We start from the raw sequence: 12119 nt of genomic DNA, 5'->3' as shown, positions 1-12119 counted from the left end.
TATAGCTTCTCTGCCCTGCGTTTATTTTTAATTAAATTTAGTAGCCGTATCCAACTCCGCCACCAACATATGCTGCACCAACAATGATTAAAAGAATGAAAAGTACAACGATTAAGGCGAAACCACTTCCTCCACCTGCGTAACCTGCGCTCATATACTACACCACCTTTTCACCGGAATACTTTATCATATGTTATAACAAATAATTCGGAATGGACATTGAGTAATTAATTTAGAAATTTTAAAAATTCGTGCAAATATCTTCATTACTCAAAAAAGTGGAAGCGATTTAGCAACACATCCCAACTCAAGACAAGTAAAACTGGGATAAGGGAAACTGCAAATTGATGTTATATCGTAGTAAAGATTTAGAGTAATAGGCAAGACTACTGCAAATTTACATACCAAAAAAAGCGCAATTTGCGCTTTTTAAAATTCAGGTAATGAATCAAGATTATTTTCTTTTATCCCATCTGGTTCACTTCGTAATATATCGCGACCATATTTATGAAATACATCAACATGAGCTAAATGCCCGGCTTTTGCCTCAGTTAAAGCTTCAATATAATCAAGCTCTCTTCCTGAATCAGTTTTAAAGGCAATTAAATCACCTTCATCATTTTTCCTTACTGCTATGATTTGTTCTCCTGCCTGATTAGTAGCTTGTAAATTTGATTTTTCTTGATTTTGGTATTGCTGAAATGCTTTTTCAAATCGATCCATTTTTAATCACCTCATACTTCTTATATCCTTTGTTTACTATTTTATACTTGTTACTTAATTAACCATGACCCCTTTCAAGATATTCATGATAAAACTACATTAATAAATACAAAAAAATCTCAGGAACCACATAACTGAGATTTCATATATAAAGTGTCATCGCAGGCGCATCTTGTTCTCTTTCCTCAAACCCTAATTTTTTATAAAAAAGTTGTTTACCTTTTGCAGAAAACAATTGTATGGATTGAATACCACTTTCTTTACACTTATCTACTAATTCTTCAATAATTTGTTTACCTAGACCTTGCTTTTGGTAATTTGGATTTACCATTACATCGCAAATTAAAGATTGATAAACACCATCAGAAATCATTCGACCAAATGCAATAAGCTTTGCTCCATCATAGATCGATACATGATACCAGCTATTCTCTGCTGCTTGATATAATTGTTTTCTCGTATATTTACCCTTTTTACTTTTTATTAATCCGCTAGCTTCATGCAGTTCAACAAATTGTTCAAAGGAAGGAAGTTTTTTTGAAAAAGTATAGTTCATTTTACTCACCTACTAAAAAGATTCATTATGTATCTATATATATTTATACATTATAATGAATAAAAATTCAACTGTAATTTTACTGATTGTTTATTAAAATGTTATGTCTAACAATTTCACTATTGTTTTTGTAGGGTAAAAAGTTTGACAACATAAAAAAAGACGAGATATCCCGTCTTCTTGCAGAATTAATCTTTATATTCCTCAACATCTGCTTCTACAATCACTTTCTCGTCACTAATTTCTTCTACAGGACGTCTACCCCAAAATAATCCCCAAGGATCTCTTCTTTCATAACTATCTTCTTTTACTTCTTCTCGTTCATTGACTATTTTTACTTCCTTTGCATGAATAACTAACGTATCTACTTTGATTACCTTTTCTTTCTCATTCTTAGACATTTTACCTCTCCTTTTCCCTTAAAATCGTTACATATTATTCAAAAAGGAGCAAATGGGTATGGGCTTTTTGTTTATTTTGTGAACCACAGCGTAATGATATCCTCCATAATGCTTGTTATATCAATAAATAGTGTGAAAATAAATTCAGGAAAATTTTTTATAAATGCTACCATGAAAAGAGGCTGGGACATAATTAAAGAAATCATTCAAAAAGATGAATAAACCTAAATTCAGTTAAGGTGAAAGAAACAAGTTCGTTCCATTGCGCTGCAGACATTTGCTTTCCGCGGGGAGGAAGCTAAGCCTCCTCGGCGCAAGCGCCTGTGGGGTCTCAGCCTTTCCTCTGCACCCGCAGGAGTCAAATGTCTTCCACTCCATTACACTAGTTCTTAAAAATAGTATGCAAAATCAAAAAACATTGAAGACTGCAAATAAAAACCCGAACTATTAGGCGAATGTTTAATTGACATATCACGTAATAATTCGGGTTTTTCATTAGCTTAAAAATTTATGTCCCATTCTCTTTTCATTTATCTATTTTTTTGATATTGGCTAATTGCTTCATATTCTTTTTCTAATAATCTTGGCACTCGAATAAAAATTGGCATAAGCTCACGATAAGCAGCTGTCGCTTCTTTATTTGGTTGATGTGAATGAATAGAGCCTACCATTTTATTCACTTCATTCAAAGAATCAATTTCACCTAGACCATACATTCCAAGAACAATAGCTCCTAAACAAGAGCTTTCAAAGCTCTCAGGAATGGTAACTTCTTGATCAAAAACATCTGCGAGCATTTGTCTCCAAAACACTGATCTTGCAAAGCCTCCTGTTGCCTGAACAGAGGTTGGTGTACCTATTAACTCCTCTAAAGCAAGAAGTACACTATATAAATTCATCATGATTCCTTCAAGTACTGCACGAATCATATGCTCTTTTTTATGATGCATACCTAAACCAAAGAAAGATCCTCGTGCGTTGGCATCCCACAAAGGTGCTCTTTCTCCTGCCATGTAAGGATGAAAAAGTAGTCCATTAGAACCTGGAGGAACTGTAGCTGCAATTTCAGTTAAAACCTCATAAGCATCTTTTCCTAATCTCTTTGCTGTTTCAACCTCAGCACTTGCAAGTTCATCACGAACCCATCGGAAGATCATACCTCCATTATTTACTGGACCACCGATTACCCAAAGCTTGTCTGTTAAAGCATAACAAAAAATCCGCCCTTTAGGATCAGTAACTGGTTTATCTGTAACAGCTCTAATAGCCCCACTTGTCCCGATTGTTACAGCCACAACACCTGGCTCAATCGCATTAACACCTAGGTTTGATAGAACTCCATCACTTGCACCCACCACAAATGGCGTGTCACTTGAAAGACCTAATAGCTTTGTATATTCAGGAGCTAAACCCTTTATACTTTCAGTTGTACTAACAGGCTTTGATAATTGCTCCCTTGTCACTCCAGCAACTTGAAGTGCTTTTGCATCCCAGTCCAAATTTTCTAAATTAAATAATCCAGTAGCCGAAGCAATAGAATAGTCTATCACATATTCACCAAACAGACGGAAAAACACATACTCTTTAATTGAAATAAATTTATTTTCTGGTTGGAAAAATTCGTGATGTTCTTTGTTTAACCACACAAGCTTTACTAAAGGTGACATCGGATGAATTGGTGTACCAGTTCGCAGATAAATTTCATGTCCATTATGTATTTCTTTTACAATATCAGCATATTTGGCACTTCGATTATCCGCCCATGTGATCGAAGGAGTTAATGGACTTCCGTTTCCATCAACGACAATTAAACTGTGCATAGCAGAACTAAAAGACACAAAACGAACTTCTTTGCCTGATACATTTGCTTCTTCTAAACAATTCTTCATGCTAGTTAATACAGCTTGGAAAATTTCCTCTGGATCTTGTTCAGCTGTTGAAGGTGTTGGTGTGTGTAACGGATACTCAACACCAAAGCGACTAATTGCTCTTCCTTCCTTGTCAAAAAGCACTGCCTTTGTACTTGTTGTCCCAATATCTACACCCATCATAAAACTACCCATAACAATCCTCCTGTAATGTAAGAAAAGGGAAAACCACTTTGGTTATCCCTATCTCTGCTTATTTAGAACTACTTAAGCGTTTCTTTTATCACAAATCCATACTTTTCTTTAACCAATAAACACTCCTAAAATAAGTGCCACACTAACACCAACTAAACCAATTATTGTTTCCATCACAGTCCATGTTTTGAGTGTATCTTTTACACTTAAACCAAAATAACGTCCTACTAACCAGAAACCAGAGTCATTTACATGTGATAAAACAGTTGCACCAGATGCTATGGCAATAACGATTAATCCTAATACTGGTCCTTCAAGACCTAATATTGAAATAAGTGGTGCCATTAACCCAGCTGCTGTTACCATAGAAACTGTTGCTGAGCCTTGTGCTACTCGAACTACTGCAGCAATTAAAAAGGCTAACAAAATTGGTGGTAATGAAGAGCCTGCCATCATATCTCCGAGTACTTGACCTACACCTGAATCTATAAGTACTTGTTTAAATACACCACCAGCTCCTGTTACTAAAATAATAATACCTGCTGGTTCTAAAGCTTTTGTCGCTATATCCTGAACCTCTTGACGAGAATACCCTCTTCTTGTACCAAGTAATACAAAAGTCAAGATTGTTGCGATTGTTAATGCAACAAACGGATGACCCAGGAATGTTAATATTTGACGTACTGTATTTCCTTCTTCTAATAATACACCTGAAACCGTATTCAGTAAAATCAAAACTAAAGGAATCATAATTAAAGAAGCAATCAATTTAAAGCTAGGTAAATCTTTATCATATTCAATTTCTTCTAAATTCATATAATCAGGTACAACCACATGAATCTTTTTTGAGATATATTTAGCAAAAATCGGTCCTGCAATAATCATAGCAGGAATACCAGCTAATGTACCGAATAAAATAACCCATCCTAATTCTGCACCAATTAAATCTGCTACCGCAATTGGACCGGGTGTAGGAGGAATGAAGCTATGTGTTACAGCTAAACCTGCTAGCAATGGAATACCATAATATAAAAGTGACTTTCCTGTTTTCTTTGCTAAACCATAGACGATTGGAACTAAAATAATAAATCCTACATCAAAAAATACTGGTATTGCAACAAGGAATCCTGTAAGTCCTAATGCCCATTGTGATTTATCTTCACCAAACTTCTTAACAAGTGTTTGTGCTAAACGCTCAGCACCTCCGGAAACTTCTAGCATTTGTCCAAACATTGCACCTAATCCCACGACAACTGCTACAAATCCGAGGGTACCTCCCATCCCATTTTGCATCGATGTAACAACATCATTTAATGGCATTCCCGCTAAAATACCTACTATTAAACTTACTAGTAATAATGCAACGAATGCGTGTAATTTTGTTCGAATAACTAAAAATAATAAAAGAAAAATTCCAGCTAAAGCAACAAGAATTAACATTTGATCTGACATGATGATTCACTACCCTTCTTAGTCGGTTATTCTTTCCTCAATTTCATTTAAAATAAATACTTTTTTACTTTTTCTCTACTGCATGTCCTCCAAATTCATTTCGAAGAGCTGCTACAACCTTACCTGTAAAGGTATCATCATCTAAAGAGCGATAACGCATCATTAGTGCAAGTGTAATGACAGGTGCTGCAGTTTGTAGATCTAGTGCAGTTTCAACTGTCCACTTTCCTTCTCCTGAAGAATGCATAACACCTTTTATTCCTTCTAAATTTTTGTCCTTTGAAAAAGCATTTTCAGTTAGTTCCATTAACCATGAACGAACGACAGATCCATTGTTCCAAACTCTAGCAACCTTTTCATAATCAAAATCAAACGGGCTTTTGTCGAGCAAGTCAAATCCTTCTGCAATTGCTTGCATCATGCCATATTCGATTCCATTGTGTACCATTTTCAAAAAGTGACCGCTTCCAGCTTTCCCTGAGTAAAGGTAACCGTTTTCAACTGTGATATCTTGAAATAATGGTTCAATTTGACGAAAGACTTCCTCATTGCCCCCTACCATTGTGCATGCGCCATTTCGTGCTCCTTCAACACCACCACTTGTTCCACAATCAAAAAAGTAGATTCCTTTCATTTCTGATTTTTCATTTCTTCTAACTGAATCTTGATAATGTGCATTACCACCGTCTATGATTCTATCTCCTTCTTCTAATAAATCTACTAACTTATCAAATACAGCTTCTGTAGCGTCACCTGCTGGTACCATCATCCATACTGTACGAGGCTTTACTAATTTACGAACAAGCTCTTCAAGCGAATCAGCAGTTTTAACATTCATTGAAGAAATTTTTTTCATTGAATCTTTGTTTACATCATAAGCCACAACATCATACTCTTTATCTACTAGATTAAGTGAAAGCTGATACCCCATCTTCCCTAACCCGATCATGCCTATTTGCATCGTTTATCATCCTTACTTTTATGAAATAAATTTTCTTGATATCTTTATTATAAGAAAAAAATTTCTTTTTGCAAGCGATTCCAGAAAAATATTTTTTCTTTCTGATTAATTTAGTATAATAGAAAGAAAGCCCTGTCAGGAGGGAAGCAGGATGAAAAAGACACAAGATACTTGTTTAATCACTGTTCGCAAGCTTTACCCTAAGTTCAGCGTTACCGAAAGGAAAATTGCTGACTATATATTAAAAAATCCAAATAAAATTATTCATTCCTCAATTAATCAACTAGCAGAAGATCTCGAAGTAGCTGATTCAACTGTGTTTAGATTTTGTAAAAGAATTGGTTACAAAGGATATCAAGCAATGAAAATAGCTCTTGCATCAGAAATTGTTTCTCCTCTGCAAGATATCCATGAGAAGGTGAATGAAGGAGATACCGTTGATACAATTGCATCAAAAGTATTTCGATCAAATATAAAGACGATTGAAGATACGTTAACAATTGTAAATGAGGATCAGCTGCAACTAGCTGTTGATACGATAATAAACGCAGAGTCAGTGGAATTTTTCGGAAGTGGTGGTTCTAGTATCATCGCACTTGATGCATATCATAAATTAGTTCGTACAGGACTAAAGGTACATGCAGTGATTGATACACATTTCCAGCTTATGGCTGCATCACAAATGACGGAAAAAGATTGTGCAGTTTTTATTTCACATTCTGGATCATCAAAGGATATCCTCCATATTTTAAATGTTGTGAAAGCAACTGGTGCGAAGATGATTGCCATTACAAACCATGCTAAGTCTCCACTGAGTGGTGGTGTTGACATTCCTCTTTACACAGTCTCAGAAGAAACAGAATATAGATCTGAAGCACTTTCATCACGTATTGCTCAGTTAACACTTATAGATGTTCTTTATGTCAATATATTAATAAAGCGAGGCAATGAAGGGAAAGATGCTCTAAAGAAAATGCGAGAAGCTATTCTTGTAAAGCGGATTTAAGAAAAGCGTAAAGAGCCTGGAGGCTAGACACTACAACGAGGTAAAAACTTATGCTTTCTGAGCCAATATGTAAAAAACCAAGAAAACAGTGATCTAATCCACATCTCTGCATTTCTTGGTTTTATTTGAGTTATTATAACTGACCAAACTCCTCTACTAGCTCTCTAAATTTCTTCAAGGAATTTTCAATTGGATCTGGTGTTGTTAAATCGACTCCTGTTTTCTTTAATAATTCAAGAGGATAATCAGAGCTACCACTGCTTAGAAATGATAAATAATCAGTTAATAGATCTTGATCTCCTTCAAGAATCTTTGTGGCAATATGAATAGCTGAGGCAAATCCAGTAGCATATTTGTACACATAAAATGGTCGATAAAAATGTGGAATTCGTGCCCAACCAAATTTCACTTCATCATCAAATACAACATCAGGTCCATTATATTCCCTAAATAAAGATTCATAGATTTCATTAAAAACATCTACATTTAATGGTAAACCCCTCTCTGCCATTTCATGTGTTTTCATTTCAAATTCTGCAAACATAACTTGAGTAAAAAATGTACCTTTGAATTGATCAATAAAATGATTCACTAAATGTTTTCTAACTTCATTATCCTTTTCATTTTCTAATAAATAATTAATTAATAGCACCTCATTCACTGTTGAGGCAACCTCAGCAACAAAGATACTATATCGAGCTGTTATTTGCGGCTGATGAAGTGAGCTTAATTTACTATGAACACCATGACCACATTCATGAACTAGTGTAAATAAGCTATCCAAATTATCTTGATGATTGAGTAAGATAAACGGGTGGACACCATAAACACCAAGATTATAAGCACCAGAACGTTTTCCAGGTGTTTCCCTTACATCAATATAGCGTGATTCCTTGAATTCTTTTAATGTTCGAATATACTCTTCTCCTAAAGGAGCTAACGCTTTACACATAATGTCAAAGGCAGCTTCATAAGAAATTACCTGCTTCACACCACTTACTAGTGGAACACTCAAATCATACTGCCGAAGCTCAGCAACAGCTAATTTCTCCTTACGAATTTTTGTATACCGATGGAGAGAATCAAGATGATCCTTTGTTGTTGATATCAAATTTTGATAAACCTCTTTAGGCACTAAATCTCCAAATAAAGACTTCTCCAAAGCAGATGGATAATTTCGAAGGTTAGCAAGTGTCACATTATTTTTAATAGCAGCTGATAATGTTGAAGCAATTGAATTTTTCAATTGTAGATAAGGCTTATAATACGCTTTATATGCTTCTTTCCGCTTATCACGATCTTCATCTTCAATTAATTTAGCATACATTCCTCTAGTTAATTCAACCTTTTCCCCGTCTTCATTTGACACTTCTCCAAACTTTATATCTGCATTATTAATCATACCAAAAGTATCACTTGGAACTGAAAGGGCTTCACCGAGCTGAGATAGGATCTGTTCTTGATCCTTATTTAAGACATGATCTTTATACCTGAAGGAATCATATAAATCTTCTTCAAAATACGAAAGCTTTGGTTCCTCTATTATGTAGGTTTTTAACTTATTTTCATCAAGCCTTAATAGAAATGGCATAAAAAAGGATGTTGCAGAACTAGCTCTAACACTCAATTTTTTAGCCTGCTCAAGAAGGGATTGTGACTTTGTTTCTCGTGTATCTTCGTCCACCTTAAGCATCGCAAATGCATAGACTTTATTGAATAAAAAGGAAAGCTCTTCTTTTTTCTTTAAAAAATTATACAGGGAAGAACCACTATTTATATGATCTTCATATTCCGCTAATTCTTTTACTGTTTTCTCAATAGCCGAATAATCTTCTTTCCAATATGTAAGATCAGAATATAAGTCTGATAAATTCCATTTTTCTTGAATTGGTACTTCATTTCTAGAACTATATGAACTCATACTATCGCCCCTTTTAGTAATTAAAAATTTCACTGACACATCTATCACTTATATGTATTCCAACAGTTATTCGTCAATTCGTTGTTTACCTTGCTCAGTTACAGCAAATTTACGTGTCAATTTTTTAATGTTTTCAACTTTACGAAATCGTAAAGCAGACCAATCTTCATCAATCGCAACTTGTCTGACTGGTTCATAACCAATTTCCGCAAGCATTGCCCCAACTGTTTCACGACTACAATTTGATCCTCTGTAGATTTTGGATGTTTTCTTAGGATAACATAGCCAAAAAAGCCCATCCTCCTTTAATACTTGCTCTGCTTTTATTGCCAAAGATTTTAGTTCCTCATTTGTTGTTGCAAAAGCTTGTATAAACTCATATTCATGATCATATTTTACTTCTTTATGTACTTCTCCTAAAAAACTTTTGATAACACTCTCGAATGCCAGAGGAGAATTTAAAATTAATACCTCTTGTCCTTTATCCTTAAATTGTAATTTTTTAATCATTGCATTTTGTTCTAATTCCAATACGTTTCATCTCCACGTTTATGATATTTTAGATGTTTCTCATTAATTTCATCTCAATTATTTATAATAAGATCATTTTATCATCGTCATAATATGTATTCACTTATTCAATTTTAACAATATTCAAGCCATATTTTTCAAGAATCTAATTTTGTATGTGTTAGTTCACAACTGATAATGTTCGTACTAACCATTCTTGAATAAGTCCTTGTACTATTTCACGTTGATCAATATGAAGCATATGTCCAGCTTGATCCAGAACAGCATATGTCCCATGAGGAAATTTTTCAAGTAGTTTAAGATGATCTTTGTATCCACAAATAGCATCTTGCTTTCCTACTAAAATGGAAGCAGACTGTGAGAATTCATCTATCTCTGCAAATGGTACTTCAGATAAAAAATATCCATTTTCCCTCCAATTAGATAATAAAAAGTCTCTGTTTGCTAATAGTCGACCAGGTTGAATTTCCTCTAAAAAGAGATGATATCTTTCTATATCTTGATAAATCATTAAAGTTTCAAATGCTTTCCTACTATCATCATCTAATTTCTTTAATAACTCAGTATCTTTTGTTATAGTGATTTTATTTGGAAGATTTCTTGTTTTAGAATGAAGTGCAGTGGCCAACAAACATATACTTTTTACTTTATTACGTTTATGATGTAATACTCCTTGAGCCAAATATCCTCCATATGAAAATCCGATAAGAGAAAATGTTTTATTAGGTAGAATTTTATCAATAAATTCTAAGATATTACTTAGCATATCATCTGATGATTTAAAGTTCTCATTAATTGAACTATGACCATGAACTGGTATGTCAATATAAATCCGTTGAAACCCCTCACTTTTCTCAAAAACTGGCTCTAGCCATGATTTCATTGATCGATGATCTGTTCCCATTGAATGCATAATGACTATTGGAAGGCCAGTACCTTCTATTTCATAGTGGATGCTACCTTTTGTGACTATACACTTCATACTAATTGCTCCTATTCACCATTGCATATTGTCTTTACTTCTCTTGTGTTTTGGCTCTATCTAAAACTAAGCCGGGATAAACTCACCAAGACAAGAGAAAGTGTGCAAAGTATTTATGTCTATATCGTTTAATAATGAATAAATACATTCAATAACAGTCTGTTACGTAAAATGCAATTTTCTTGTATCTCTTTCTGCTAAAGGTACTACTACAGATAGATTGATAGCAAGCAAATAATATCCTACTATTCTTAAGGTAAATGATACCATAATGTTTTCTCCTAATAATATATCTCATTTCTAGCATTTCTAATGATGATATAAAAACGCGGTTCAGCTAAAAGTATTTAACTAATGAGAAACCCGAATTATGAGGTATCTTTCGCCTTATAATTCGGGTCTATGTTTTCTATTAATTGTTAAGCTGATAAAACAAGTTTGTTCCATTGTAGCAAAAACTCAAATTGGCTGGGAGGAAACTTAACCTTCCTTCTATTCCCGACGGAGTCGAGTGTCTTCTCCACCAACCCACTAAATTATATAAATAGTAGTAATAATATTTAATATTTTAGAATGATTTTGATTTACTCTTCTTTATGGATAATTTCTTTAAATAAACCTCCGCCTCGTTTTTTTTAAAAATTAATCTACAAATATTCATATACACATTACCTGATAACCATAGAAACAGCTATATTAGTTTTATTAATAAGGTTACTCTCCATTAAACCTAGGTAACCGTTTTTCTTTGAAAGCCTTTAACCCTTCAAGTCGATCTTGTGTAGGAATGATCGTTTCATATGCTAACCTCTCAAAATTAAGACCGGTCTTTAGATCAACATCCATACCCTTGTTGATGCATTTTTTGGCTTTTTGCATAGCTAAAGGTGCATTTAGGGCAATTCTATCTGCTATTTCAATTGCCTTTTCCTTTAATAAATCAGCTTTTGTTACATACTGGATTAAACCAATTTCAGCTGCTTCTCTGGCATCAAGTTTTCTAGCCGTATAAATTAGCTCTTTCGCTTTTCCCAATCCGATTAAACGGGGTAATCGTTGTGTACCTCCAGCACCAGGAATAATACCAAGTGAAGTTTCAGTTAACCCGAACCTTGCTGTTTCAGAAGCAATTATAAAATCACATGCTAACGCTAATTCCAATCCTCCACCTAAAGCTGCACCATTTATTGCAGCAATAACTGGCTGTGGAAGCTCCTCAAGTGAATTTATACATTCTCCAATTAAAGTTACCGCATCCCTAACTTGGTAGTCTGTCATTAAGGAACGTTCCTTTAAATCGGCTCCTGCACAAAAGGCTCCTTCTCCAGAACCTGATAAAATAATGCAGCGTATAGAACGATCAACTTCACAGGAATTAATAATCTCCTTTAATTCTTTTAATAACCCAATAGATAATGCATTTGCAGCGTGAGGACGGTTTAACGTGATAAAAAAAACACCATTTTCTATAGTTGAAACTAGTATATTTTCTTTCAATAAATTACTCCTTTCGATGATGATTA

Annotated in this window: 12 protein-coding genes; 1 reads left to right on the top strand and 11 read right to left on the bottom strand. The window is 34.2% G+C overall.

From position 1 onward, the window contains the following. Window positions 1–37: 37 nt before the first annotated feature. The 7 genes from JOC75_RS01300 to gnd form a co-directional block, all read right to left on the bottom strand. Window positions 38–154, bottom strand: a complete 117-nt coding sequence (locus tag JOC75_RS01300) for a YjcZ family sporulation protein (RefSeq protein ID WP_146945878.1) — start codon at window positions 152–154, stop codon at window positions 38–40. A 275-nt stretch (window positions 155–429) separates the two neighbouring features. Then, complete coding sequence (locus JOC75_RS01295; protein WP_204952331.1) at window positions 430–723, bottom strand: DUF3892 domain-containing protein; 294 nt, start codon at window positions 721–723, stop codon at window positions 430–432. A gap of 142 nt (window positions 724–865) precedes the next feature. Next, complete coding sequence (locus JOC75_RS01290) at window positions 866–1279, bottom strand: GNAT family N-acetyltransferase (RefSeq protein WP_204952330.1); 414 nt, start codon at window positions 1277–1279, stop codon at window positions 866–868. Between the two features lie 188 nt (window positions 1280–1467). Next, entirely contained in the window at window positions 1468–1680 is a 213-nt protein-coding gene (locus tag JOC75_RS01285) for a hypothetical protein (protein WP_204952329.1), read from the bottom strand. Window positions 1681–2210: 530 nt separating this feature from the next. Next, complete coding sequence (gene gntK, locus JOC75_RS01280) at window positions 2211–3749, bottom strand: gluconokinase (protein ID WP_204953464.1); 1539 nt, start codon at window positions 3747–3749, stop codon at window positions 2211–2213. Window positions 3750–3851: 102 nt separating this feature from the next. Further along, window positions 3852–5195 (bottom strand): GntP family permease, encoded by a 1344-nt coding sequence (locus JOC75_RS01275; RefSeq protein WP_204952328.1) that lies wholly within the window; start codon window positions 5193–5195, stop codon window positions 3852–3854. A 64-nt stretch (window positions 5196–5259) separates the two neighbouring features. Beyond that, window positions 5260–6156, bottom strand: a complete 897-nt coding sequence (gene gnd, locus JOC75_RS01270) for a phosphogluconate dehydrogenase (NAD(+)-dependent, decarboxylating) (RefSeq protein WP_204952327.1) — start codon at window positions 6154–6156, stop codon at window positions 5260–5262. 151 nt (window positions 6157–6307) lie between these two features. Here gnd and JOC75_RS01265 point away from each other — a divergent pair, with 151 nt between their 5' ends. Further along, complete coding sequence (locus tag JOC75_RS01265) at window positions 6308–7162, top strand: MurR/RpiR family transcriptional regulator (protein ID WP_204952326.1); 855 nt, start codon at window positions 6308–6310, stop codon at window positions 7160–7162. 133 nt (window positions 7163–7295) lie between these two features. On the opposite strand, the gene pepF is transcribed toward JOC75_RS01265, so the two are convergent. The 4 genes from pepF to JOC75_RS01245 form a co-directional block, all read right to left on the bottom strand. Continuing rightward, window positions 7296–9083, bottom strand: a complete 1788-nt coding sequence (gene pepF / locus JOC75_RS01260; RefSeq protein WP_204952325.1) for an oligoendopeptidase F — start codon at window positions 9081–9083, stop codon at window positions 7296–7298. Between the two features lie 66 nt (window positions 9084–9149). Next, complete coding sequence (locus JOC75_RS01255) at window positions 9150–9593, bottom strand: DUF3052 domain-containing protein (RefSeq protein WP_204953463.1); 444 nt, start codon at window positions 9591–9593, stop codon at window positions 9150–9152. A 181-nt stretch (window positions 9594–9774) separates the two neighbouring features. Next, on the bottom strand, window positions 9775–10596 hold the full coding sequence (locus JOC75_RS01250) for an alpha/beta fold hydrolase (protein ID WP_204952324.1): 822 nt from the start codon (window positions 10594–10596) through the stop codon (window positions 9775–9777). Between the two features lie 714 nt (window positions 10597–11310). After that, window positions 11311–12093, bottom strand: a complete 783-nt coding sequence (locus tag JOC75_RS01245) for an enoyl-CoA hydratase (RefSeq protein ID WP_204952323.1) — start codon at window positions 12091–12093, stop codon at window positions 11311–11313. Window positions 12094–12119 lie beyond the last annotated feature (26 nt).

Source organism: Metabacillus crassostreae (assembly GCF_016908395.1).
GTDB classification, from domain to species: Bacteria; Bacillota; Bacilli; order Bacillales; family Bacillaceae; genus Metabacillus; species Metabacillus crassostreae.
The sequence above is the reverse complement of the archived record's forward strand: the minus strand, read 5'-3'. Positions and strand labels throughout refer to the sequence as shown.